The following is a 25767-nucleotide window of genomic DNA, read 5'->3' on the forward strand; positions in this document are numbered from 1 at the left end:
CTGCAACAGACTTCCTACTGTTTACCGTCTACTGTCTACTATTCTATCTCTTGCCTTCTTTTTTATAGCGGTCAATGCATTCCTGGTAGAAGTCGTATGTCTGCTTGGCAATGGACTTCCAGCTGAATACGTCAATGGCGCGCTTGCGGCTGACTTCGCCCATTTTTTTTGCAAGTTCCGGATTTTCAAGAATCTTGTTGAGTTTGTTTGCAAAGTCTGTCTGGAACGCCTTCGGGTCAGCCGGTTCAAAATCCGTTTCGGATACATGTTTCAACGGAACCAGGAATCCGGTTTCGCCGTCCACGATGATTTCGGGAATTCCACCCACTGCAGAACCCACCACCGGAGTGCCGCAGCTCATGGCTTCAAGGTTGATGATACCGAACGGTTCATAGAGCGAAGGCGTTGCAAACACAGTCGCATGGCTGTAAAGCACGCGGAGTTCTTCGTGCGGAACGGCTTCCTGAATCCAGACCACGCCGTCGCGGGTCTTCTGCACCTCTTCGATGAGAGCCTTGCATTCATCGGCAAGTTCGATGGTATCCGGAGCACCGGCGCAGAGCACCACCTGGGCACTCTTGTCGATTTGCGGAATCGCCTGAATCAGCTGGCTGATGCCCTTCTGTCGCGTAATGCGGCCCACGAACAGCACATACGGACGCTTCGGATCGACACCCCACTTGGTGAGGATGCTTTCGTCGAAAGTCGGAGCATAAAAGTCCGGATCGATACCGTTGTAAATCACCTTGATGCGGTCCTCGGGAACGCCGTAAAGTTTCATCACGTCGCGCTTCATACCCTGGCTCACGGCAATCACACCGTCGGCAGCCTCGTAAGCGGTGCGTTCAATCCAGCAGCTCATGGCGTAACCGCCGTCGCCCAACTGTTCGGCCTTCCACGGACGGTGCGGTTCGAGCGAGTGCGTCGTGAGAATTAGCGGGCACTGCAAAAGGCGGCTAGCGAGCACGCCACCAAAATGACTGTACCATGTATGACAGTGAATGACGTCGATATTGTCGAGCGCAGCGGCCCACTGCAAATTAATGTCGAGCGGCTTGAAAATCTTCTGGAATCGGTCATCGTGCGGGTTCAAGCCCAGCTTGCGCGAAAATCCGATTGCACGGATATTGTCCTTGTCCTCGTCTTGCACGCCAAAGCAACGTGCTTCCACATGACAAAGCTTTGCAAGCTCTTGGGTAAGAAACTTAACATGGATACCTGCGCCGCCATAAATTTCCGGCGGGAATTCATTAGTCAAAATTGCAGCGTTCATAATCTATTAGACGGTAAGATGTTAGAAGTAGACAGTTGATTAGTAGTTAGTTTTCTTCAATAATTATAAAAAAAAAGAACCCTTGCGGATTCTTTTTTTACGAAAAACATTTGATATTACAAATCTACTGGCGTATCTGTTTCGTTATCGTCTATATCAGAGCAATCGGTACCATCTCCGTCACCTCCACATAGAAGATTCACAGAATGTAAAACGCAAATAACTTGCATTTTGGGATTTTCATACACTTTCTTTTTTTGATTCATAATTAGACCACTTTACTTAACTAAGACCTTGTTTCCGTTATGGAAGTAAATACCCTTGGTAAAAGGCTTACCCTTCAACAGTTTGCCATTCAAGTCAAACCAGCGATCCATTTTCATTTCACCAGTTACAGTGTTGAATTTGCCTATCGCCATAGGCTGATCCGATTCATTCACGATTTCAACGCCAATTTCATCTGGCAAATCAGAAATATTTGAACGTAGTGCCGAAGCGGCAGCTTCACCCTTCATGACAGGACGGCCCGCCATTACAGCTTCATTATATATCAAATATGCACGCATCGGGCTCAAGGTCGACCCGCTCTTTAACTTCTGGAACTTTCCCGACACGCCATCACTTTCTTGGTTCGAAGGAATAAATCCATACACACGCCCTTGTTCACCATCACCCTCAACCCACTTTCTCAAAGAGTACGCACTTCTAAACTGCCAATTTCCAAATTCCACATATGACTCATCCGTCTTAATAGAAACGGTTTCACCCGCAGGCAAATCGATAGAGAGTTTTTCCCTGAGTGGTACATACACATAGGGCACATTAGCTTGCAATACTGTACTTACAAACATCAGCTTAACCACTGCTCCGCTACCCGAATTACTAACACCCGCAAATTTACAGAATATACCGCCTGCCACATAGGCAGCATCCACTGTAAACGGAAGCGTTATCGTCGTAGATGAATGACGTTTGAAATTACGCGTCATTTCAACTGAATTCACTTCGATTGCTTGAGGTACATTCGTTGCAACCTTTGAATTGCCGTCAATGATTGCGAGGGAATGGTCCAGCGTTATCTGGATTGCGCCATAATCTTCAACGAATTCCGCCTCAACCGCGGCCTCGTTTTCGGCGACTTTCAGAGTATACACGCCTTCTTTTGGTTCAATCACTTCGCCGTTATAGGTCAAGGCGCCACGCACGGCATAGCCGGCCTTCGCACGAATGTCGATTGTCGAAGCCTTGGCGTAAGTTCCGTCTTCGGCAATATCGCCAGAAATGACTTCCATTTGTTCGGGCAGAATCACCTTGACGCGGTTATATTGCCACAAGGCCTTGATAGTCATGTCATTTGCGGGCATTGTCGCCGGAATTTCAACATCCCAACCAAGGAACGTGTATTCATTTCTTGTCGGATTTTTCGGTGTAGCAACCACCGAACCCTCTATACCGGAAATACTAGCAATGTTCGAGCCGCCATCCGTATCGAACGTGATTGTATATAATTTATTCCAAACGGCTTTCAAGGTTGTCGTCCCACGGGAAATCTTCGTGGGAACCGACGGATTCCATCCGGCAAAGGCATAACCTTCCTTAGTCGGATTTACCGGAGCGGTAACCGGATCACCGACTTTCCCCTCAATTGTATCCACAGCGGAGCCCCCGTCCGAATCAAAGACAATTTTAGACTTGCTCACAATTATGGGGCGATTCATAGATATGGTTCTTGCCATGCAATTGGAAGTTTCCGAAATGGAGACACGGTCAATCACGTAAGACCCCGCTTCAAGCCTTATTACAGTCCCTTCACCAAATGATTTTCCATTATTCAAATAAAAAGTGGAATTGTTCAAACCAATGGCACAGTTATCATCCATAGTCGCGCCGATAGCATCGCCACCATAGAACCCCGATGTCGAGCCCAGCTGGTTCTTTACGGTGAGCGTATAATTATAGTTCAAGCTATTTGCCGGCATCTTGTGAATTTCAACTTTGAACGTATCAGAGTGAAAATCCGCCTTTAGACGGGTCGAGCTTTCCAAATCGTAATAGACACGATACGTTCCCGCATCCCTAGCTGAAGGCGCACCAACGCAATTGGCGCTGTTGCCAACCAAACAATGTCTTCCGCGCAAGACCTCTTCTGAATTGTAGGTACCAACCTTCAAAAGGTTCTGAGCCCACCCTGTATAAGTCAGATACTTTTCGCTAGCCGGATTTGTCGCATTGTACAGCACGGGAGCCGTGGTAAAAGAAACTGTCGGCACGACAGACCTATTCACATGCAGATAAACCTTCGGTGGAGACGAGTTGGTCGACCACGCGTTCAGATTGATACTGCTTACCAGTTCATACCCCCATACCGACTTGCTTGCAGAAACAATTATGGCGGTCAGCGCCTTTCCGTCAATGCGATCTCTCGTATAATAGATATGGAGATGGTGGTCCTTATGTTTGTTATTGCTGATATCGACATTTTGAACAATGCTATTTTCGTTCGCAATAACCATCTTGGTATACCTGGCACCCAGTGTATCGAAACTGGAGGCCGGAGTGGTAGACGAACCCACATCACGAACGATAATATTCGTAATGGGGAGGCTGAATGTATCGTTACTTAGCTTTTTCACTGAATCAGTTTTAGTGTACCCCATATATACATAAGCGTCAATACCTGCATTTTCCTGCAAGTCTGCAGGTTCATTCCCTTTTTTCACGACAGTATAGGCACTCGGAAATTTTTTATACACGCTACTTCCGCCGATTCTCAATTCAAGATTGTTGATGAACTTTCCGGCCCACGACACCGAAGAAAGAAGCATGACGCAAAGCGCTATACCCAGGAATGTCAATCTATTTTTCATTTTCACCTCATTACCAAAAGGCGCATACCGCCTTTGAATTAGACGGGCCAAATATAACATTTTTGCAACGTTGTTATAACATTTTCTTACAAAAGTATTGTAAAAAAAACCAAGCCGAGAGTCGCGGGCAAGCTTGTTTGCCCATAACCGAGGCGCAGTGTTTTGAATTGACAAAGTCAATAAAAAACACCCCGCCCATTCGGACGGGATGTAAGGAGTGAGTGTGGAGTTTCTTAGAAGTTCTTGCACTGGCCTTTCCACTTGCCCGGCTGGCCAAGGATAGCGCCATTAATGTACTTGCCAGAAGAACCTACAAAATCATCTTTACGGAATGTTTCGCCACCGAGGTGCCAACGCATCCAGGCAACGGTCGCTGCCATGCCGCCCCACGGACCGGAACCATGGCCCCAGCCGCATTCGCCGTTCTGGCATTCATTGCCCTGACCACCAGTCATCTTGAGGAGGCAAGCCGGAATCTTGACGTTATTGTTGTTGTAGTCGCCTTCGGCGTTCGGGCGTTCCATACCGCCTTCACCGTAGACGATTGCAGCAGTCTTTCCGGCAGGGACATTCGCTAGTTCAGCATGGTTGAATGCACCGCTGTTGTTGAGGACAGCCGTAATCACGCGCTTGTCGTTGATAAGCATCTTTTCGGACTGGAGACCGCCCATGGAGTGGCCGCTTGCGCCCACCTTCGTCATATCGAGCTTGCCGTACAGCACATCGCCCTGGGTGGTATTCTTCTTGGCGAGCCAGTCGAGTGCGGGGATACCGCGGTTCGTACCATCCGGAGATTCGCTGGTAGCCACCACCACGAAACCGTGAGAGGCGAGACGACGAATGATACCTTCGTAATCGTTGGGGCTAGAGCCGCCACCCGGGCCCCACAAGATAACACCATGCTTCTTGGTATTGGAAAGCTGCTTCGGGTAGCAAAGGACACCACCGCCGTTGTCGGCCGTATTCTTGATATATTCGACTTCCAGGTAGTTCTTTTCTTCTTCCTTGCCATCAACGAGGAAGATGCCGTCATCGGCCTTCACTTCGCTAGAAGAAGAGACGACCTTTTCGCTAGAAGAGCTGGCCGGCTTTACGGCTTCGCTGGAGCTGGACTTGGGGGAATCCACGGCTGAGCTAGAAGTCGGAACGGGATCGGAACCAGCGGCACTAGATGTAGGAACAGGGTCGATGGCCGCGCTGCTGGTCGGAAGCGGATTTGTGCCGGGGCCGCAAGCATCGGGCAAGCTTGACGACAAACAAAGTTCTTCGGGGGGAATCACCTGGGCAGTCGTGTCTGCGGGCTGAACTGTCTGCGAAGGATCTGCAGGCTGAGTGGGGTCAGTCACGCCCTGATTCGGATCTGTCGGAGTCGCATTCGGGTCTGCCGGATCCACAGGAGTAACGGTCCCCTGTTGTGCAGGGTCAGTCACCGTCTGTGAGGGATTTGTAGCCGGATCAGTGGCCAAGCCACCGCCCTGTTGCTGATCCTGGTACTGTTGCTGGGCTTCAGCAACGGCGTTATTGACTTGATCCGCAGCATCGCCGCAGTTGACCAAAGCAAAGGCAGCGCCTGCAACCACCAGGCCCTTTGCCAAATTCTTGAAATATTTCGATTTCATTGTGACTCCTTTTATACCTTTCCCTTAACACCATTCTAAAGATACCTTGAAAAACAAGCGAAAAAAACAGTCCGAAACGAGTTTCCATGGACAATCAGTCCATAACCCAAAGGGGGCAAAAAATGGCGAAATCAGCTCAAAAAGTGCAATTTTCTTGTTTTAATTTGTACATAATTTATCCATAATGGACACGATTGTTCTTACACACGCAGAATACCATTATTTTGATTATTTATTCTAAAAAAGGAAAGCCCCCGACCAGAGCGGGGGACTAAAACCAGAAAAATATTAACACGTTTTTTGAGAGAACGTTTACCTAGGAGCGTAAATCCTGGACATGAATTCGGCGCGGGTCTTTTCGTCGGTCTTGAATCGACCCAAAAGCTGAGTCGTCACCATGGTGGCCCCCGGCTTTTTCACCCCGCGCATGGTCATGCACATGTGGGACGCTTCCAAAACCACAGCAACACCCTTCGGATTCAGTTCCTTCTGGATAAGCTCTGCAATCTGACGCGTCATGCGTTCCTGAATCTGCGGGAAACGTGCGTAGAATTCCACCACGCGCGGAATCTTGGAAAGGCCGACCACGCAATCGCCCGGAATGTAGGCCACGTGAGCCTTGCCCGTGAACGGAAGAAAATGGTGTTCGCACATGCTTGCAAACTCAATGTCCGGCACGATAATCATTTCATCGTACTTTTCGTGGAAGCGCGTCTTGAGAATGTCTTCGGCACGCATCTCGCCCGAAAGGCCCGTCATGAGTTCGGCGTACATCTTGGCGACGCGCTTGGGCGTATCGATAAGACCTTCGCGGTTCGGGTTTTCACCCATGCCTTCCAGAATCATCCGGAAGCCGTCTTCCATTTTCTTGAAATCCATCATGGGGCCAAAGATAGCAAAATCAACGGATCGTGACAGCGCGAGTTTCGTTTCCGTAGCGGATCAGGAACTTGCCCGCATCCATGAAATCCATAAGCATCGTCGGTTCCGTCCTTTCGCGGCGAAGCAGGCGGCCCTGCAGGTCGTACACGAAAAGCATCTTGCCCGGAGCAAGCCCGAACAGGCTTACGCTCTTGCCGCCCACTACGGCGCGCCATTCGCCATGAAGCGTTCCGGGCTGAGCAGGCATGGTGCCGCCGGTAATGACAAAGTTGTCGATGTAGCCAAATTCTTGGACATACGAGCCATTCACTTTGACATTCACGACATTCTTGTAGCTGCTCGCATTGCAGAACAGACCCGCGAACAGGCGTTCGTCACCGCAGCTGCTATTTGCAAGCAAGCCCGTAATGGAATGCCCGTTACCCAGGAAAGTTCCTTCGTAATCCCAGATGGCGTCCCACACGAAATAGGTCAGCGAATCGTCGAGATTCAAAGCGGAATCCTGCCACATGTTTTCGTTGATGACAATGTCGGAATCAAGCGTAGCGCATGCCTTGGGGTTGCGCTCGGTGCTGTCCAAGGTGCCATTGACAAGGCCCGCGAACCAGTAGAGTTCTTCCTTGTTCTTCAAGTGGTAACAGCCCGCTGTATCCTGTTCGGGCATTTGCGGGGCCGGAGTCCATTCCGCAAACAGATCGATGCTTTTCTTTTCCGTCAACTGGACTGCCGAATAGTAGCTGAGCTTTTCCGGCGTCCAGCGGTAGAATTTCGCACCTTCGCGAGCGGGAGCCTTGAATTCAAAACCGACATCGGCGGCATTGAACGCAGTCAAGTTTTCCAGGCTGTTTTCGCCACCGTTCATGTGGTACGTAATCGTATATTCCGTCGTATTCCACTTGGCATAAACAGTAAGGTCTTCGGTATTGCCAGCAGGAATTTCCGTGATTTCCTGTTCCAATAGCGAGTCCGCATACCAGCCCGCAAATTCAAAGCCGGACCAGTAAGCCTTACCGAGCACATAGGCCGCAGAATCCGCCGACCACTTGACTACATGCGGCTTGTAGAATTCGGTACCATTGTAGAACTGGCCGCCGTTCATTTCGATATCGACGACAAAGTAGCTCTTCCATTTGGCGTAGAGAGTCCAATCGCCGTAATGTTCCGTCTTGATGGTATCGACTCTTTGCGTAAAGTCTTCGTCCAGGAACCAGCCTTCGAATTCGTCGTTTTCTTTTTGCGGGTCGGCAAGAACGATGGCAGAATCACCCTTGGCATACCCCGCCGGATTCAGTTCGCTGTTTTCGCCTCCGTTCAAGACGTAGTGAATTTCAAACCGGACGCTGTCGGCTGCGGGAGTGCTGCTTGCGACCGTAGAACGCAAGCCTTGAATAGAGACATCGGCATAGACATTCGTCATCTGGACAAGGCCAACGACTTTGCCTACAATTCCGCTAGCATCGCTGCCCGAGAAATAAGAATCCGTAACGCCCAGGTTCCTTACGACCGTGACATTCTTGCCCCACACATCGTTTTCGTCGCCGAGGGTCACGAACAAGCCGTCGTTTCCGCGCAGGCCAGAAATCTTGAAACCGTTACCTTCAAAAGTTCCCTTGAACTTCAAAGGAACCCACCACACGTAATCTTCCCTGGACAAGTTGCCGGTAGAATCCAGAAGATTTTCGTTCACCACGATATCGTTCTGGAGCGAGATGCAGCCTTCGAATTTATAATCGTCCTTTTTGGAGAAGGCGGTAGAATCGGCAATCGAAACCGTGGCGATACCGTAAAGTTCTTCGGCGGTATAAATCAAATAGCAGCCGCGTTCATCTTGCTTGGGCGTTTGCGGTACAAGGCCCCAGCGTGCATACACGCTGAAACTGCCCAGGTAGTTTGCAAGCACGAACATGGAGTAATCTTGATACTCGCCATAATACATGTTGGGCGGAACGTCCACCCCTTCAGCAAATTCAATATACCAGCCTAAAAAGGAATACCCTTCGCGCGACGGTTCTTTTAAATCGAAACGGCCCGCCGCCTCGTCGTAGCTTTCGGGATTTTCAGGATGGTTCACGCCGCCGTTCAGATTATAATTGATCGTGTAGGCGTTAGCCGACACTGCGGCTAACAGCATTAAGTACCCTAACACTGCGTAAACTGAACGAAACATGTATTCTCTTCATCACTCAACGTGACAAAATGAATATATATCAAAAAAATCCGGATTCTCACCGAACCCTGATTTTCCTTGGACATTAAACGTAATTTTACACAATTACGTTATTTAGAATTTACAAGGAATCAAAATCATTCGTCCATGACACACATTACCTGTACCATGGGGTACAAATCCTTGGGGCATTCTATAATGCGCTGAACCTTTATATCCATTGTCACGGCCCGCATCGAAGTTTCATAGCAGTACTGCGTATCAGAATCTTTTTCGGTACCGCTCCAGAACAAATCGGCATGGATGGTATTAAAGCCACTACAGCCGTACGCAAATTCTGTCCCATAAATCCAAATGATGGGCGAATCGTTGCGGAATTCCCTTAACGTTGTTGCAAAGCCGAATTTTTTCATGAATTCTGTCGTATCTGGAATATGGAAGCCTTTTGGACAAAATGCCTTTGCCTCTTCGTAAGTTACAAAGGTATTCTCGTCATACGCTATTACAGAAACACTGTCATCATGGACCACTAAATTGGGATCCATGTTACATTTGCAATCCTTGGCTATTTGCTTTTTCCAGTCTGCATAAAAATCATCGTAACTATCGCTTTTATTTTCTATAGAATTCTTGCACTTTCAACATTCTCCAGACAAAGTCTGTGTCGCAGCGGAAATAATCGTTTCCACTTCTTTTTATTTCGCCAAACAAAGAGTCGTTGCAAACAACCGGCGGAATCAATTCGGCATCTTTGAGCTTGCGCCAGGTTCTAAAGGCAAAGCAGCCATCGCCTTCACATTCAAGCCGTTCACAAATGTAATACGAGCTGTCGTATTTCACAATACGATTCAATTCGCATTCTTCATTATAATATTCGGGCGGGTAAATTTCGTGCCAAGTAGTATCGTTAATATCAGGATATTTACCTTGGCAGGAATAATACGCTCCATTGTGCTTGCCCTTATAATTGTCACTAGAACAATGTCCCAAATAATACTGCAACGAATCTATCGGATTCCATTTATTGCTAGAGCATTCGACATACAAGCTATCCAATTTCTGCATTTTACCCGAATTTTCGTACGTGCACTTTCCGTAAAGGCTTGTCGCCTTAGCATCGAAAACCGATTCATACCAGGCATCTTCTTTCGTGAACACACTATCTACATACTTATCGCTCCAGATACAGCGATTACCTTCGCATAAACACGCAAACAGGGAATCATGTACATAAAGGAGCATTCCCATGTTACGGTTCATCGAACATTCGCCATACTGATGATTGATTAGGGAATCCCGTTCGGTAATGACCTCCCAATTGCGATAATCGCCCCTACACACATAGAGCGTGTCACTATGTTGTATGTATTTCTCCGTCATAGCGTAATAATAAAATTGATCATACAAGCATGGCCCTAAAGAATCTTCCAAGGCAGATTGGAGACGCCATCGATTTGTAACGAGGCTACTTTTTCTATGATGATCATTGATAAAGCTACGCCCGTAAAAAGCACTTTTCTTTTCCTTAATCGTAACTACATTTTGTGCCCCGGCGGTCATTGCAAAGTCCACCCCATAAGCACGACTAAAGAATTTCTGATCTAGCCATACCAAATTGTCAACCGTATCTCTGGAGGCGCTTTTAAAAAGATAATCTGCGGAATCCACAAGAATTTCAAATGTAGAAAGCCAGGTATCTGCCGCCTTGATTATCCAAGTAGAATCAATGGTTCCCTTTTCGGCAAAGGTTTCGCGGAACTTTTTAAAATCACCGTAGAAAACACTGTCCGATATTTCGTGACGGCAATAAACATAAGGCTTCATGTCTTTCAGCAGATCTCCATAATAGCCGTAGGTTCCCAAGCCATCATACTTTCGCTCATTGACACCGTTTAAATCCATATCGAAAACGACACCCAACGCCGCCATAGCAGAATCTTCGGCTTCGGCAAAGCTGTATTTTTTATCCCGGACAAGTTTTTCGATACGTTCCGCAGCAAGAGCGGCAAAGAAATTCTGCTTTAATTTCGTATTATCCTTACCCAAGCGCACATACTGTACAAACTCCATTTTTTCATTTTTCTTTTCGGACGGGAATACCGTCACCACCTTAATGTAAGGCGTTTCGTAATCACGCAGCCCATCCCGAAAGGAATACTTGTCCATATAATTGGATTCAATCGACAGCTCAAACGAATCCACAGGATACAATTTGTTATCAAGACGAACGACTCTTACCGTTTCAGGTTTCATCGACGGCAAGTATTCTACGGAGCCTTCCAATTTTGTGGGCGAAAATTCCTCTCCGTTCTCATCGATACGGAGAACCACTTCTCCGCTGCTATCGTCATCGGAACAAGCTGCAAGCCACAGCAACACAAATAATAACGCTACTATTTTACGCAAGGAACTCATAATTCCTCCGTTCCCTCAACTAATTGACAATGCTACACGAAAACGACTTCGTTCCCAACGCGCGGAGATTCACTGCGGTTCGGGAGTCCGCTTTCGGTGTCGGCGTAGCCAATGGCAACAGAGGCGTACACGCGTTCATCTTCTTTAAGGCCCAGCGAACGCATATATTCGAACAGGGTCGGGTCTTCGTTCAGCCACTTGAGCTGATTGATGTAGCAACTGCCAAGGTCCAGTTCGTTCGCGGCAAGCATCATGTTTTCGACAGCGCAGGCGACATCGGCCATGTTATTGCCGTAATCTTTTTTATTTGCGACCACAATCAGAACGGGAGCCGTATAGCAGAAAGAATAATTGCCCTTTTGCGACAGACGGATAGAATTCTGAAGGCTCTTGTACAAGTCTTCGCGGAGTTCCATCTTCGCAAATGCAGCCTGCACCAATTCCTTGAGTTTTGCAATCACCGAAGCATCCGAAATCACGAAGAAGTGATTCGTTTGCGCATTGCCGCCGGTGGGGCCAAAGCGCCCCGCCTCGACGACGGTCTGCAATTTTTCCATTTCTACAGGCTGCGCCTTGAATTTGCGCGTGCTGCGGCGAGTCTTAATAGCTTCAAGCGTATTCATGCGGAACAATTTAACATTTTATCGTTTTACGGTGTCCCGCCGTATATAACGTAGTCGCCGTTCCTGTCGATAAACTTGATGTTCCTGTTTTCTTCGACGATTCTGAATGCGGGGCTTTGCGAGGGGAACTTGTCGTCGGCTATAAGGTAAAGCGACTTGTCAACCCGCAGGTAGTTTGCCGCAAAGGCGACCTTCCCCTTGTCTTCGAAACCGCGACACCCTGAAAATTCGAGCGAATCGAGCGTCGATTTTTCGTCGCTCAGCACCAGGGCGCAGGCTCCGTAGTCATCGAGCTCCACCAGCTCGATACAGTAGGTTTTCTTGTTTACCGAACCTATGGCAAGACTGTTCATGGCGCAGCTTGGAATTTTAGGCAGAGAATCGCCCGTGTAATTCTCTGCTGACGAGGCCCCGCTTCCTATCCAGTACGATGTCATTTTGACGGGGTAATAGTATTCGGAGACTGTCTTGTGGAAGCTTTCGCCGTCTTGCCAGGACATGATATGGTTATCGTGAATGTGTCCACGTTCGTTGTAGGTAACCTTGACAACCGCGACGGAATCGTTCTGCAGGCCGGCAAAGCTCCAGCTGTGGTACCCTTCTTCTACTTCGTAGTCAACGCTGCAGCCAAAAATAAATGCAGAGCAAAGAGCGACAATCCATTTATGCATCTTATTCCTCCTCGCTTATGCAGAGCGCCTGTACCATCGGGTACAAGTCCTTGGGACATTCGATGAGGTCGCCTGCAAGAATGTCCCAGTAATACGAGATGACGCTGTTCTGCTTTAGCACGTATTCGTAGCAGTACTGTGTCTCGCTGTCCTTTTCGCTCGATGTCCAGAACAGGTTGTACCTTCTGCTTGCTCCGTACCCGCTCGATGCGACAAAGCTTTCCATTTCGCGCACCTTGGGGACTATTGTTCGCCATTCCGTCGAATCGGGCAGGCGGAATCCTTCGGGGCAGAGGCCCATGGCCTGCTGCAGCGTCTTGTGGGCGCTTGTATTGAAGTTCGCTATTACCGCCGTTTTCAGCGAATCTCCAACCTGTTCGTCACCGATGTGTGCTACCCAATTCTTGTAGAACCCTTCGAGGCTTTCGCTTTTGCCTTCGAGCGTGTCGAGGCGGACCGTCTTGTTCCCCATGGAGTCGCGGACAAAGAACCGCCTGTTGCTGTAGCGCCAGACATACGATATCCCGCCTACGGTCAATATCCCGTCAACCAGTTCGTTCTGCATTTCGTAAGATGTCCCGAGCTTGAAGGCCAGATGCATTTTCTTGTGATCGAGTTCGTAGGTCGATGCATCCGTGAACTTGCCGCCCGAAAATACCGGCCCGTCACCGTTGTAAACGACGCCGCCGTTTCCGTTGTGTCCGATAATGCTTGCGACAAGTTTCCAGCCGTAGGTGCCGTCGGCTTTTCGGTAGAGGTGGTTGGGGCCGCAGCCGTAGAGGTTTGAACTTGTGGAATCCCAAAATAACGTTGTCCCTGCTACGCCTGAATCGCAGTAGTGCTTGTCGAACTTGTTGCGTTCGATAACCTCCTTGACCGTGAGCTCGCTCTTGTTCGGGGATCTCCACTGCATGTCTTCGCAAACGAAAAGCGATTCGCCGAATGTTTTGAAGGTGTGCAGCTTGGAGGAATCGCAGAAGTCCTTTTCGAGTACGGGTGCGGTAATTTCGCTGTCTGCCATGACGCGCCATTTCGAGTTGTCGCAGACAAAGTAATTGTCTTCGTAGAACTTGATTTCGTTCTGGTTTTTCGCCTTGTCGCACTTGTCGCCGTAGTAATAGGGAAGCACCGATTCGACCCACTTGTGCGTCCAGGTGACGACGTAATTTTTATCCATGGTTCCTTGCTGGATACAGACGAAGGTCCCGAATTTTTTGTCGTGGATGTATTTGCCGTTGCGTTCCTGCGTGCAGTCGCCAAAGGTGTAGGTCCGTTCGTCTATCGTTACCCAGTGCAGCGAATCGCATTGGTAGAACGCGTCGCCAACCTTGACCATTTCACGGTCGCGTTCATCGTTGCATTCGCCTTCCTTGTCTTTTACGAGTTCGTCTGCAATGGAATAGATTTCCTTTTCTTCTTTCGGGGTTCCGTTAATCCACTTGTAGCGGGAATCTTCTTGTACGCAACTCACGACGGTGGTGTCGTAAATTTTCATGCCAAGATTGTTCGAGTCACAGGTGCCGTAAAGGTATGTTACGGCTTCGATATCGTTTAGGCGGACCCACTCGCTGTTACGGGGGTCGCAGCGGTAAACAAGGCTGTCGAATACGCCTGTAATGGCGGTGTCGCAAATGCCCATTCCCCTTTCGAGGTGGCTTACCATTCGCCACATGGGGATGCTGTCTGCATTGTAGAAGCAGATGAACTGTTCGCTGCTGTAGGCACTTTCGGAATTTTTGTTGGAAACGGTGTCGCCAATGGAATTGCTGTCGCAGGCAGGGAGTTTGTAGCTTTGGGCCCAGAACTGCATTGCCGCGAGGAACTCGTCGATGGAGATGCGGTTTTTCTTGATATCACGGTAGTTTCCGAACAAGGTGAATGCCGAGTCGATTGATTTTGTGGACGGAAGGATTTCTTCGTATTCGATATTTTCGCCCAGGGCGGAGCGCATTCTGGTGAAGTTTGCGTAGAAGGCGCTGTCCGTGGCCGAAATGTCGCAGTACAGGTAAAGCAAGAGATGCAAGGGGGAAGGCGTACTGTCGTATTCTAGAGGGTATTTTACCTTGTTCCTGAAATCGAGCAGCTCGCGGATTTCTCGGTCGGCTTTCTGCTTGGCTAGTTCCAGGTAAAAGCCGTCGTTGCGCACCAGGTATTCGACGCGTTCACTTTCGAGCGCTCCTAGTATATTCAGTTGCGGGTGCTCCGTTTTGTTATAATCGACGTACTGCGAGAACTCCATCTTGACGCTCGAATCTCGACGCATGCAGGTGTAGCTCAGGCGGAGGAGTGGCGATGGGTAGTCCGCCGAATCGGATACATAGACAAAGCCGTTCGTGGTCTTGTAAACGACAGCCCTGACGGACTGGAGCGAATCAAGGTTCTCGTTGACCGATACGATTTCGAGGCTCACGGGGACTAGCGAGTCGAGCAGGGTTATTGAACCGCTGAGTGCGAAAGGATAGCTATCGGAGTTTTCGGATCCCTGGATAAAACCGTGTTTTCCGCGTTCAGGGGAATCGCCGCATGATGTAAGCGCGAGTGCAAGAACGGCAAGGAAGAATACCGTGGCGAGGGGACTGCTGAAATACCTTTTCATGGAAAGCCTCCTATTCGTCCTTGATGCACAGGGGTTGAATCATGGGGTACATGTCCTTGGGGCATTCCACGATGTTTGTCTCTTCGGTATTGTACGAAAGGGAAATGTTTTCGAGGCAATACTGGGTCGAGTCATCCTTTTCGACAGAGGTCCATAGCATTGTGACACTCTTCTGGAATCCGTTGATATAGACCTTGAAGGGGTACGTGTTCTCGTACGATTCCTGGTTCCTTGCAGGGATGGGTGGCCACCCGGTCGTATCGGGCAGGTGGAAACCTTCGGGGCAGAAATGCGCAGCCGTGTTGAAATCGGTGTAGGCGGTTTCGCTCCAGTATTCGAAGGTAATGTCCCTCATCGGGTACATATACGATTTTGAGCGGTTGTCCAAGTAGGCTTGCACACTTGCGGTACGGTTGTCGATTTCGCCCAATGCCTTTGTTTCGGTGCCGCCGACCGTGCTTAGGAACAGACGGTTCCTGAATGCTTCGGCCTTGTAGAGGGTGCCGTCTGTTTCGGCATCGGTCAGCTGGTAAAAGTCTTCGTTGCGGAATTGTCGCTTTCCCTGGTACGAGAACTTGTAGCGTACTCCCTGGATTTCTGCCTGGTAAACGGTGTCGTTGATGAAGGCTCCGTTTTCGAGTGTCCCATTGTTGAAAATCGGGTGGAAATAGTAGTCCTCGTAGAAACAGATGTATAGCCAGGAACTTGATTCGGCATTGCAGCCCATGTAGCGTTTTGTCGAGTCGCTCCAGACAAACGATGTCCCCTTGTTGCCTTTTTTGCATACATCGCCATGCAGCTGGTTCTGTTTCTTGATTTCTTCGGGAACGGTCTTTTCGGAACTGATGAGCCATCTGGTACCGCTGCCTACAAGGGGGAATGAACACACGTAGTTCGTATCGTTGTAGAGCACGAGCTCTCCGAAATTATCGTTCGTGCAAAGGCGGCCGTTCTTGTTCCGTGGCAGTAGGATTTCGGGAGGTATTTTTCTCCAGTAGCCCGAATCGCACATGAAAAAATTGCCCTCGTAAGTTTCGATACGGGAAGAATCGGTGCAGGATCCCAAGCTGTCCGCAGGGGAACTGGTATAGCTCCTGTTCAGGGCGTTCCAGCCGTTGTTGCAGATAAAGTAAGTGCTGTCGCGAATGACGACTTTCCCGTTAGCATTGCAGGAATCCCCGTAAAAGTCCGGTGCCGTTATAGGTTTCCAGGTGGAGTCCTTGCATTGGTAATAGTGACCGGAAGGTGTCGAAATTTTCTGGTTGGCCTTGTCGAGGCTGCACCTGCCCTCGTAAAACACGATCTCGTCTATCGCGGTCCATTTTTCGTTACGGCATTCGGCAAAGAGCGTGTCGTTGTGGACTTTTTTGTTTTCGGTGCCGATAAAGCATTTGCCGAAGAGTTCTGTCACGATGCCGTCGAACGTTGTGTTCTTGATTTCGGTATAGTTTGCCGATATGACTTTCCATGCGTGGTTGCCAGTACAGGCGTATATCGCAGAATCTGCTGCGACGGTGTCGGACGTTGCCTTGGTACAGGGACCAAGAACCGTTTCAAGTTCGCTCATGGCGCGCCAGACATGCTCGGTTGAATCTGCGGACTTGTCGAAGTCGCAGACAAAGTTCATACCATCGAATTCGCTTTCGCTGGCGGAGGCTTTTGTCGTTGTTCCCGTAAAATTGCACAGGGGCATCCCATAGACGGCCTCGACAATTCTGAATGCGGCCTGGTGCATGTTCCTGTCAAAGTCGGGGTCTTTTTTGAGCGTTGGGTAAACCGATACGAAATAGTCCGGGTCATCTATGGAAAAGTGTTTTACCAGCGCATCGGCGATTTTTGTGCTGGGCAGTTCCTGGCTCCATGACTTGTCGCTGCCTAAGGTCTTTTTCAACTTGTCGAACGAGGCGTAAAAGGTCGAGTCTTCCTGAAAATGCCTGCCGTACAGATAAATTAACGGTCCGAGGGAATCCTTGCTGGCAGGGTAATTTTCTATGCCGTACTTGTTGCTGCTTTGCGGTTCCAGCAGTCTGCTAGCTTCGCGCCCTGCGACTTCGCGGGCTTCGAAGAATGAGTAGCCTTCTTGTTTGACCAGGCTTTCGATGCGGCTTCCGATGAGCGCGTCGAAGAGGTCCAACTTTACCGATTCGTTTTTGCTTACCGGCAGGTAAGTGACGAATTCCATTTCAAGGGAATCGTTTGGGGCTGGGAATGTGCAGGTGAACTTGAAACGTGCCGCATGCAGGGGATATTCCTGCTCGTCTATCCAGAATGAAAACTCGGTACGGTTCCTTGTAATTTTCGCGCTAGTTTTTTCGATGATGTTCAACGAGTCGTCGATGACAGCGATTTCCAGCTTTTCGGGGACAAGCGTCGATTTAAGCCTGAATTCGCCCCTGAGTTCAAATACCTTGGGAACGGTATCGGTCGCGCTAGCCGTATCGTTTGCGGCCTTGCCGAAATCGTTGTCGAGGTTCCTGAAATCGGAAGAATGGTAATAGCTGTCGCAGGCGGTAAGGCTTGTCAAAAACAGGGTGGCGGCAACAGCCGGAAAAAAACGGAAAAGGGTTCGGCTCCAAATCATGTTACGGCTCCCATTTTTCGTTGACACAGTAATAGAACTTTCCGCAAATCATTTTATGGTCGATATCGCCGCACGGCATAGAAAGCTCCTGGACACACGACATCGCTATCGGGTATATCGTTTTGATTGTGTTAGTGTCTGCCGTCCAAATGTAGCGGGTCCTGTCAAGGATAACGTTTTCGAACACGGTGTCCTTGTAGTCTTCGCGAAGGCACATATAGACCGTGTCGCGGTACGTTGTCAGTTTGTTCTTGTAGTATTCTTGGCAGGCTTTGACGGCGAGGTTTACAATCGTGGTCGGGTCGGTCACCTGAACCCAGTAGAAATTGTTGCAGGAGTAATACAGGCTGTCGCGTTCCTTGTAGTCTCTTGTGGTGCAAAGGCATGGGCCCAGTTCACGCTCGGTCTTGTTGATTAGTCGCCAGTGGTATTCGTCTGTTACGCTGATTCCGTGGCGCTGGTCGCAAATGAACGTGGTGTCGTAAAAAGCGCTGCCGCGGGTCATGTTCACGACGGTGTCGCCAAGCAACTCCTCGGTGCAGTAGGGGAATCCGTAGGCGTTTTCCCAGAAGTTGGGGAACACGTTGAGGTTGATGGTCTTCTGTTCGGTCGTCCCGATGGCGTTGGGCCATACCCACTGTTTTTCGTACATCCCGCGAACGGCTTCCCACCGGTCCATCTTGAAGTATTTTACCAGGTTGTCGGCTGCGCGAGTCCTGTAGAGAGTGTCGCCGAATTCGCCGTTTGCAATGGCCGCCGCCATATTTTTGTAGTCGGAGTAGAATACAGAATCTGAAACAAAGTAGCGGCTGAAAATGTAAGGGTCCCTGCCGATTGCATCGACGTCGGAACCGTCGTAATCGGACTTGTCGTAGCCGAAGAACCGTGCGGTCTTGCGGTACGCCTTGTCGCGGGCATCCTGGTAATCGAGGTGCTCGTTGCAAAGCTCGTTTTCTAGTGCCTTGGACGAAACCGATGCGAGCATGTTCAGTTTGATGTGGCGTGAAATCGAGGAGTCGGCGTACTGGACAAATTCCATTTTTTTGTTCAGCGTCGAATCGCTTGCAAACCTTGCGATTACCTTGAGGTAGGGGCGAGTTAAGTGGAAAGTGTCGAGCTTGAATCCCGTGCTGTCGAACCGGGGAATTAGCGTGTCCGTTGCGTTGCACTTTTTGTCCAGCGTGACGATTTTCACGTCATCGATTTTCATGGAGTGCAGGTAATTTAGTGACCCTTGGATATAGCAGTTGCGGCAAATTACTTGCTGTGGCTCTTCTGGGGGTTCGACGATTTTTTCCGAGCCGTAATTGCAACTAGAAAACACCGCCACGAAGGCGGTCAAAAACCACAGCAGCGCAAACGTCAGCGTGTTTTTTTTATGCAAAAATGACACGAACTCTCCATTCCATATGCAATGGTAGAATTTACATAAATTAACTAGGAAAAGAACCTTTTTACAGCAAAACAGTGATAGACTGCCATATTTGCTAGACAACTGGCAATCCCCGCAGGTTCTCACCTGCGGTTACTTGTCAAGCGGCATAATCAAAATACGCGATTTACGTTTCTGGTTGTAATGGTCGCGCTTGCTCTTGGGCAAATCGCTGACCGTACCGTCTTCGAATCCGAAATGGTAGAACCAGTCGAGAGCCTGCGTCGTGAGCAAGAACAGCTTCTTGTAGCCCTTCATGCGGCCGACCGAAATCAGGTGGCGCACAATGGCGTCGCCAATGCCCGACTTGCGGTAGTTCGCGCCCACAGCAATGCCCGCGACTTCGGCCATGCCATCTTCGAAGGCGTGCAAGGCGCCACAGCCGTGAATGCTGTTGTCAATACTGTAGACAACATAATCGTTGAGCTTTTCGGAAATGCTTTCCTGCGTACGCGGCACCAAGAATCCCTTGTCGATGTAGTCCTGCATAATGCGCAAGATATCGGGAATGTCTTCGATGTTTGCAGGCCGAATGCTCGAGTACTGGTTTGCGTACACCATGGTACCGTCACCGCGGGCGCTGAACACTTCTTGCAGCACGCTACCCTGGAATTCACCGCTCAGCAAATGCACACGGTTCGCACCCGCTTCGCAGGCCCGAATGGCGTTCATCAGGTAATCCATCTGTGCAAAGTCGAGCTGGTCGGAATTGAGTTCCAACAGTTCCTTCGCCTGGTCCACGTCCATAGCCGAAATAACGCCCGAATCCGTGGGTTCCAGGTACTTGGTGTTCCGGCCGGTCACAAGGCCTTCGAGCTTGATACCGTTCTGGTTACCGATGAAGAAGAGCTTGCCCACCTTCATGTACTTGCAGAGTTCGGTCGCCAGTTCGGTAGAACTGATGTTGTAGGCGTGCCCAAGTTTGTTCCAACCAATCGGCGGAATAATCGGCACGAACTTTTCTTCCAGAAGCTGTTCCAGAATATCGCGTTGAATGCGTTCGATACGGCCAGTGCGCATGTAGTCGACACCGTCGATCACACCCATGCTGCGAGCCAGCACCCAGTTGCCCTGAATGCCCCTGAGGCCGCTTGCCGTGAGGTGGCTCATGATATGCTGTGCAACGCCGAGAGAAGCCTGCTCGATATGCGGCAGTGCCTCTTCGCTTGTAAGGCGCACGCCGGCATGAAACGTGGATTCCAGTTCCCACGCCTTGAGCTGGGCATCGATGCTGTTACGCGTACCCGGCACGATAATGATGCGGATACCCGCCTTGTGCAAAAGCGCAATGTCACGCATAAGCACCGGGAAAAGCGGGTGACTCATCAAGTCATCCTCGATTTTCAGCACAAACAGCTGGCCCTTGAAGCGTTCCATATAACCGAACACTTCGCGAATAAAACCGGCAACTTCAAAATGTTGCGAATTAAAGTCAGGCGTTGCGTTATTCATATTCAATAAATTAGAAAAAGTTCACTTTTAAAAAACGGACGCATCCCTTAGGGCTGCGTCCGTTGAGTTGAGATAGAATACTCTTTCCCGAATCTTAGTCTTGGATTCGAGTCCAGTTGAGAATTCCCTTCTTGACCAGGTAGATATAGCCCGCTTCAAGAATCACGAGGAATCCGAGCAACACGAACAGCAAGTCCCAGCCGCCCTTGAGGAACTGAACGGTCCAGGGGTAGAGGAACGCCACTTCGAGGTCAAAGACCAGGAACAGCATGGCGACCATGTAATACTTTACGGGGTATCGTTCGCCCGAAGTACCGGAAACATGCGCGATACCGCATTCGTAAGACGTACCTTTGATCGAGGTTCCCTTGATTTTGCCCGGATGCAGGAACCAGTTCGCCACCAAAAGAGCGGTAGGAACAACGAGTGCAAGGACCACGAGGATGGTCATGGCAAAAGTGGTATCAAAGATTTCAACGTTCGTCATAGTGACACCAAACATAGTAAAATTCTTTTTTCTAGTTAAGTCGAAAAATGTAAACTATATTTAGAGGCATGAAAAAGATCACTACATTTTTGGGATGTGTGGGTGTGGTGTGCTTCTTCTGGGGGTGTTCCTCTGACAGTGACCTGCTGTCACCGGGGGCTACGCTTGCAGATGAGCCAGCAATTACTCCGGCAAACGATACCCCAGCCAATCTTTCTTCCGCTGCACAGGCTCCGATCAGTAGCAGCTCTAGTACAACACTTCCTCCCGACGAAAAAAATCCTAATCCGGGAACCCCCGAGGTCAGGCACGATACAGTGACCAAAACGGTCATCATCCAAAAAGACCCCAATCTCGGCGAAACCCCTACTCCAAACTATCGCCAAGACGAAGTATTCTGTTGGAGCGACGAATGCAGGGCCAAGTACGCCGGAATGACGTCCAACCCGGATCTCCAGTCCTCGTCGTCTGCGCTCAGCATCGACATCGGCATGTCCGAAGAAGCAAAGGTTCCGCCGACCATCAGCGGCAACACCATGACGGATATGCGCGACAACCAATCCTACAAACTGGAAACAGTCGCAAACACCCGCTGGATGGCCGAAAACTTGAGGTACAGGACCGAAAACGGAAGCTTCTGCGAAGACAAGGAAGGCAACGACGTATGCGCCAAGAACAAGAGCGTGTACTACACGTACGGCGTTGCACAGAGAGTCTGCCCCATGGGTTGGCGACTTCCGACCGCAGACGAAGTCACCGCCGCAGCCGCAGCCCAACCCGATAGCTGGTGGGTCATTGGCGGAAGATTCAAGCTCGACGAAGAGGGCAAGGTCTCGGAATTCGGCCTAAACGACGGACAAGGCTACATCTGGATTATCCAAAACGGTAGCAACACCTCTTGGAGAATCAAGGCCTATTCCGGCGACGAGGTGGAAAAGGCATTCCAGACAAGCGAAGGTCCGCGAGCCTACAACGTACGCTGCGTCGAAGGCGCCGATATTGAATAACCTAAACCTTTAACAAACGAAAAACCCGGGCAAGTGCTCGGGTTTTCTTTTATTCGCAAGCTTCGGATTTAAAGCTGACCGACGCTGTCCATCCCTTCGTCTAGCAAGAGCGTGAGATTCTGGACTTCCTTCTCCATCTGGTCGTAATATATTTTCGCGCGCCCCAGCTGCTTGCGGAGCTCCATGATTTCGGAGGTAAGCTCCACGGCAAGCAAGGCCATGCGCTTACGGTTATCCATCTGGAACTTCGCCGAGCGTTCAAACCGCTGGTTAATGTTTTCCACGATTTCATTCAATTCCGCATCGGGCAAGTCGGTGCGAATCTGAATGGATTCCTGGGCAACGGAAATAGTCACCGATTTCAAAGGTTCGATACTAGCCATTATTTTATCCCTACGCCGAATGGATCATCGTCCATCAGCATCCTTATCCGAAAAAATTTGTCTGCGAGCCCTCCTGCTTGCTCGCGAACAGATCATTGTCGTTTTCGTCGGCCCCATGAACTTCGATTGCCGGGACATCTTCTTCGGTTTCCTGTTCCTGGGAAACAGATTCGTCCATCTGGGGTTCTGCGGCTTCTTCATTTTCCGCAGTGACATCTTCAAACACGAGATTTTCGTCGGAATCGGACGGTTTCTCGGCAGTTTCTGCCGTGGCGTCTTCGGAACCTTCTACAACCGGTTCGATGGAAGGAGACTCGTTCAGCTCGATGTCGGTACCAAGTTCTTTTTCGATAGTCGCTACCAACTGGTTGAACTTTTCCTGGGCTTCGGCAATTTCGTCGTTCTGGGCCTGTAGCTGTTCGTTCAGGCTGTCTACAAGAGCATTCTTTTCGGAAAGCTGTTCCATGAGGCTTGCGATAGTCGCATCCTTTTCGGCCACCTGGGTATTGAGGGCGCCCAGGAGTTCCGCCTTTTCGTTCACCTGGCCGGTCAGCAAGTCGGACTTTTCTGTCAGTTCGCGAATCTTGTCGTTCAGACTTTCAATGCAACCGTCTTTTTCCACAAGCTGCTGGCCGAACACCGTGACGCGATCCACAAACTTTGCAATTTCGGCATCTTTCTGATTCAGCATTTCCTGCTGCGCGTTTGTCTGGTTGGCGCGGGCGTCAAGGGCGGCCTTGCAGTCGGCAAGGTCGTGCTTGGCCGATTCAAGCAACAAGGTTTTGTCCTGGGCTGCGGCCTGGGCCTGCGACAGTTCGCGCTTGATTTTAGCATTTTCTTCTTTGAGGGTACGGACCGTGCCCAACACACCCTCGATTTTTTGAGATAAAACACTCATTTTTTCTAAATTCATTTCTGCTCCGTCTAATGAGTTTTAGAACTTTAACATTATTAAGATAACTAAATTTTTTCATAAAAACCAAATGATTTCTGTAAATGAACATATACAGCGGCGACTGACGGAATTGCCGGACCGACCGGGCGTTTACATCATGAAGAACGCCCAGGGGAAAATCATTTACATCGGAAAGGCTAAAGTTCTAAAGAACCGCGTGCGCAGCTACTTCGACGGCTCCGAGCACAACGGACACCGCGCGGCAACGCTGATGCTCCCCTACATTCGCGACATTGAATGGATCATTACCGAAAGCGAGCAAGAGGCGCTGATTCTTGAGGCGAACCTGATTCGCAAGCACACGCCCAAGTACAACGTACTTTTGAAAGACGACAAGCACTTTCCGTACCTGGCGTTCTCGGTCAAGGAGCCGTTCCCGCGGCTATCGCTGTCGCGCTCCGTCAAGAAGGACGGCCGCCAGTATTTTGGGCCCTACATGAGTTCGCGCTATATCGATAAGCTCATCGACATTGCGGCAAGGTTGTTCAAGATTCGCGAATGCTCCATGGAACTGCCGGCCAAACACCCCGTGCGCCCCTGCCTCAACTACCACATCGGTCGCTGCAGCGCTCCTTGTGCCGGGCTCATTACGCAAGAGGAATACGCCAAGGATGTAGAAAGCACGCGCCTGATGCTTGAAGGCAAACGCGACGACTTAATCGACAAGTGGCAGCGCGAAATGGAAGAGGCAAGCGAACGGCTCGACTTTGAAACCGCCATGAAAAAGCGCGACGCGATCCAGGCCTTACAAGCATCGGGCACACACCAGAAAACCGACACCACCGACCCGAACTTGTCGCTCGACGTGGTAACGCTCCGCCGCAACGGCGACATGGCCGCGGCCGTGATTTTGGAATACCGCAAGGGCGTGCTCATGGGGCGCAGGCATTACCGGCTCGAATGCAAGCTCGAAGACGACGAGACCGAAATATTCCGACAGATGGTGCTCCCGTGGTACATGGAGGCGCCCCTGATCCCTGCCGAAATCGCAACCGACATCGTGCTCCCGGAAGACCGCAAGGAACTCGAAGCAGCCTTAAGCAAACAGGCAGGGAGAAAGGTCACTTTCAGCACGCCCCAGCGCGGCGAAAAACTCGGATTCTTGAAGCTTGCAGGCGCGAACGCCGACATGATCCTCGTTGAAATGCGCGCCGAAGTGCAAAAGTACAGCGAAATCGACCAGAGCGTCTTTGAATTGCAAAAGGTTCTCGGGCTTAAAAAGACTCCGTTCCGCATCGAGTGCGTGGATATTTCTCACCTTTCGGGCACGAATACGGTGGCAAGCCTCGTGGCGTTCAAGAACGGGCGGCCCGACAAGGCGAACTACCGCAAGTTTATCATTAAAACGGTAGAAGGCGTCGACGACTTCGCCAGCATGCGCGAAGTGATGACCCGCCGCATTCGCAGGCTCGAAAACGAAGGTGTGCCCATGCCCGACTTGTGGGTATGTGACGGCGGTAAAGGCCAAGTAGACGCCACCATGCAGATTCTAAAGGAACTCGGCCACGACCAAGATTTACCGCTCATCGGGCTCGCCAAGCGCCTCGAAGAAATCGTATTCCCCGACGACCGCAAAAGCATCGTCCTGCACCGCACCAGCCCGGCACTAAAGCTTTTGCAGAACGCCCGCGACGAGGCGCACCGATTCGCCATCACCTACCAACGCAGCAAGCGCAAAAAAGACTTGGAAGTCGAATGGCTCAAGATGCCAGGTGTGGGTCACGAGACCCGCGTCAAGATTTTGAGCAAATACAGGAGCGCCGAAGCGTTCATGGCGGCCCCCATCGAAGACATCGAAATTCTGCTCGGAAAGGTCCGCGGAAACAACCTACGCGACCAAGTCGCAAAATATTGTGCAGATTTTATCAGACCATCCGGTTTAGATGACAACAAAGACTCAGAAGGCTGAATATTCCAAAATGGAGTAGGGCTCGTTTGTATAAAAACGACCTTTACGAACTAATTTCGCCAAGCAACGATAAGAATTCTTTACTTATCGTTTATTTTAAAAGGACAAAAAAATATTTTTTGTTTTTTCGCTTGCTTTTGCCCCTCAAGTTGTCTATATTACGATTAAGGCATCCCACGGATTAACGCCCGATCTAACAGTATTTTTAAAGCTCGTCGCTCTTGGTGTTCAGTTTAGGCGCGCATCGACGCGAAAAACAAAGCCCCGAGGCACTGCTATCATTTTTAAGTGAGTAGCTTCGAGTGTTCCACCGTGAGGGATGCCTTTTTTGTACCCTGAAAAAGTTTCCCACAAAAAGTGACCCGCCGGCATAGCCGGCGGTTCTTCATGGACGGGCATAGCCCTAGGATACTAGCAACGCGTCGCACGCGTTGACGGCCTGACACTG

Annotated in this window: 18 protein-coding genes; 2 read left to right on the top strand and 16 right to left on the bottom strand. The window is 50.0% G+C overall.

Features of this window, described 5'->3' with window-relative positions; translation table 11 throughout:
• Positions 1-43: 43 nt before the first annotated feature.
• From glgA to B9Y58_RS06205, 14 genes are all read right to left on the bottom strand, one after another.
• Positions 44-1273, bottom strand: coding sequence for a glycogen synthase (gene glgA / locus B9Y58_RS06140; RefSeq protein WP_073055257.1), 1230 nt, complete (start codon positions 1271-1273; stop codon positions 44-46).
• Positions 1274-1551: 278 nt separating this feature from the next.
• Positions 1552-4140 carry an InlB B-repeat-containing protein gene (locus tag B9Y58_RS06145; protein WP_158278333.1) on the bottom strand — a complete coding sequence of 863 codons (2589 nt, stop codon included), beginning with the start codon at positions 4138-4140 and terminating at the stop codon, positions 1552-1554.
• A gap of 233 nt (positions 4141-4373) precedes the next feature.
• On the bottom strand, positions 4374-5759 hold the full coding sequence (locus B9Y58_RS06150) for a poly(ethylene terephthalate) hydrolase family protein (RefSeq protein ID WP_143154656.1): 1386 nt from the start codon (positions 5757-5759) through the stop codon (positions 4374-4376).
• 312 nt (positions 5760-6071) lie between these two features.
• The gene (gene folE / locus B9Y58_RS06155) at positions 6072-6641 is read right to left on the bottom strand and encodes a GTP cyclohydrolase I FolE (RefSeq protein WP_073055254.1); all 570 of its coding nucleotides are present in this window, start codon (positions 6639-6641) and stop codon (positions 6072-6074) included.
• Positions 6642-6660: 19 nt separating this feature from the next.
• The gene (locus tag B9Y58_RS06160) at positions 6661-8772 is read right to left on the bottom strand and encodes an InlB B-repeat-containing protein (RefSeq protein ID WP_233247865.1); all 2112 of its coding nucleotides are present in this window, start codon (positions 8770-8772) and stop codon (positions 6661-6663) included.
• Positions 8773-8945: 173 nt separating this feature from the next.
• Positions 8946-9353 (bottom strand): fibrobacter succinogenes major paralogous domain-containing protein, encoded by a 408-nt coding sequence (locus tag B9Y58_RS06165; RefSeq protein ID WP_143154655.1) that lies wholly within the window; start codon positions 9351-9353, stop codon positions 8946-8948.
• A 67-nt stretch (positions 9354-9420) separates the two neighbouring features.
• Entirely contained in the window at positions 9421-11223 is a 1803-nt protein-coding gene (locus tag B9Y58_RS06170) for a cupredoxin domain-containing protein (RefSeq protein ID WP_143154654.1), read from the bottom strand.
• Positions 11224-11255: 32 nt separating this feature from the next.
• Positions 11256-11846: a nitroreductase gene (locus B9Y58_RS06175; protein WP_073055247.1), complete on the bottom strand. Its 591-nt coding sequence runs from the start codon at positions 11844-11846 to the stop codon at positions 11256-11258.
• A gap of 26 nt (positions 11847-11872) precedes the next feature.
• Positions 11873-12517, bottom strand: coding sequence for a hypothetical protein (locus B9Y58_RS06180; RefSeq protein WP_073055246.1), 645 nt, complete (start codon positions 12515-12517; stop codon positions 11873-11875).
• 1 nt (position 12518) lies between these two features.
• A complete protein-coding gene (locus tag B9Y58_RS06185; protein ID WP_073055244.1) occupies positions 12519-15113 on the bottom strand; it encodes a hypothetical protein in 2595 nt (864 codons plus the stop codon).
• Positions 15114-15123: 10 nt separating this feature from the next.
• The gene (locus tag B9Y58_RS06190; protein WP_073055243.1) at positions 15124-17694 is read right to left on the bottom strand and encodes a hypothetical protein; all 2571 of its coding nucleotides are present in this window, start codon (positions 17692-17694) and stop codon (positions 15124-15126) included.
• Position 17695: 1 nt separating this feature from the next.
• A complete protein-coding gene (locus B9Y58_RS06195; protein WP_073055241.1) occupies positions 17696-18904 on the bottom strand; it encodes a hypothetical protein in 1209 nt (402 codons plus the stop codon).
• A 315-nt stretch (positions 18905-19219) separates the two neighbouring features.
• Positions 19220-20578: an amino-acid N-acetyltransferase gene (gene argA / locus B9Y58_RS06200; protein WP_073055239.1), complete on the bottom strand. Its 1359-nt coding sequence runs from the start codon at positions 20576-20578 to the stop codon at positions 19220-19222.
• 94 nt (positions 20579-20672) lie between these two features.
• On the bottom strand, positions 20673-21065 hold the full coding sequence (locus B9Y58_RS06205; protein ID WP_073055238.1) for an NADH-quinone oxidoreductase subunit A: 393 nt from the start codon (positions 21063-21065) through the stop codon (positions 20673-20675).
• 68 nt (positions 21066-21133) lie between these two features.
• Here B9Y58_RS06205 and B9Y58_RS06210 point away from each other — a divergent pair, with 68 nt between their 5' ends.
• Positions 21134-22072, top strand: a complete 939-nt coding sequence (locus B9Y58_RS06210) for an FISUMP domain-containing protein (protein ID WP_073055236.1) — start codon at positions 21134-21136, stop codon at positions 22070-22072.
• A 68-nt stretch (positions 22073-22140) separates the two neighbouring features.
• Here the strand turns inward: B9Y58_RS06210 and B9Y58_RS06215 are convergent, their stop codons facing one another.
• Entirely contained in the window at positions 22141-22455 is a 315-nt protein-coding gene (locus B9Y58_RS06215; RefSeq protein ID WP_073055234.1) for a hypothetical protein, read from the bottom strand.
• 43 nt (positions 22456-22498) lie between these two features.
• Positions 22499-23368 carry a coiled-coil domain-containing protein gene (locus tag B9Y58_RS06220; protein WP_083532254.1) on the bottom strand — a complete coding sequence of 290 codons (870 nt, stop codon included), beginning with the start codon at positions 23366-23368 and terminating at the stop codon, positions 22499-22501.
• Positions 23369-23438: 70 nt separating this feature from the next.
• Here B9Y58_RS06220 and uvrC point away from each other — a divergent pair, with 70 nt between their 5' ends.
• Positions 23439-25319 (top strand): excinuclease ABC subunit UvrC, encoded by a 1881-nt coding sequence (gene uvrC, locus B9Y58_RS06225; RefSeq protein ID WP_073055230.1) that lies wholly within the window; start codon positions 23439-23441, stop codon positions 25317-25319.
• Positions 25320-25767: the final 448 nt, after the last annotated feature.

The organism is Fibrobacter sp. UWB15 (assembly GCF_900177705.1).
In the GTDB taxonomy this organism is placed as follows: domain Bacteria; phylum Fibrobacterota; class Fibrobacteria; order Fibrobacterales; family Fibrobacteraceae; genus Fibrobacter.

Bases quoted from the DNA above. Each gene is read 5' to 3' on its own strand.
- glgA (WP_073055257.1), bottom strand. From the start codon at position 1,273: ATGAACGCTGCAATTTTGACTAATGAATTCCCGCCGGAAATTTATGGC.
- B9Y58_RS06145 (WP_158278333.1), bottom strand. From the start codon at position 4,140: ATGAAAAATAGATTGACATTCCTGGGTATAGCGCTTTGCGTCATGCTT.
- B9Y58_RS06150 (WP_143154656.1), bottom strand. From the start codon at position 5,759: ATGAAATCGAAATATTTCAAGAATTTGGCAAAGGGCCTGGTGGTTGCA.
- folE (WP_073055254.1), bottom strand. From the start codon at position 6,641: ATGATGGATTTCAAGAAAATGGAAGACGGCTTCCGGATGATTCTGGAA.
- B9Y58_RS06160 (WP_233247865.1), bottom strand. From the start codon at position 8,772: ATGCTGTTAGCCGCAGTGTCGGCTAACGCCTACACGATCAATTATAAT.
- B9Y58_RS06165 (WP_143154655.1), bottom strand. From the start codon at position 9,353: ATGGATCCCAATTTAGTGGTCCATGATGACAGTGTTTCTGTAATAGCG.
- B9Y58_RS06170 (WP_143154654.1), bottom strand. From the start codon at position 11,223: ATGAGTTCCTTGCGTAAAATAGTAGCGTTATTATTTGTGTTGCTGTGG.
- B9Y58_RS06175 (WP_073055247.1), bottom strand. From the start codon at position 11,846: ATGAATACGCTTGAAGCTATTAAGACTCGCCGCAGCACGCGCAAATTC.
- B9Y58_RS06180 (WP_073055246.1), bottom strand. From the start codon at position 12,517: ATGCATAAATGGATTGTCGCTCTTTGCTCTGCATTTATTTTTGGCTGC.
- B9Y58_RS06185 (WP_073055244.1), bottom strand. From the start codon at position 15,113: ATGAAAAGGTATTTCAGCAGTCCCCTCGCCACGGTATTCTTCCTTGCC.
- B9Y58_RS06190 (WP_073055243.1), bottom strand. From the start codon at position 17,694: ATGATTTGGAGCCGAACCCTTTTCCGTTTTTTTCCGGCTGTTGCCGCC.
- B9Y58_RS06195 (WP_073055241.1), bottom strand. From the start codon at position 18,904: ATGAAAATCGATGACGTGAAAATCGTCACGCTGGACAAAAAGTGCAAC.
- argA (WP_073055239.1), bottom strand. From the start codon at position 20,578: ATGAATAACGCAACGCCTGACTTTAATTCGCAACATTTTGAAGTTGCC.
- B9Y58_RS06205 (WP_073055238.1), bottom strand. From the start codon at position 21,065: ATGACGAACGTTGAAATCTTTGATACCACTTTTGCCATGACCATCCTC.
- B9Y58_RS06210 (WP_073055236.1), top strand. From the start codon at position 21,134: ATGAAAAAGATCACTACATTTTTGGGATGTGTGGGTGTGGTGTGCTTC.
- B9Y58_RS06215 (WP_073055234.1), bottom strand. From the start codon at position 22,455: ATGGCTAGTATCGAACCTTTGAAATCGGTGACTATTTCCGTTGCCCAG.
- B9Y58_RS06220 (WP_083532254.1), bottom strand. From the start codon at position 23,368: ATGAATTTAGAAAAAATGAGTGTTTTATCTCAAAAAATCGAGGGTGTG.
- uvrC (WP_073055230.1), top strand. From the start codon at position 23,439: ATGATTTCTGTAAATGAACATATACAGCGGCGACTGACGGAATTGCCG.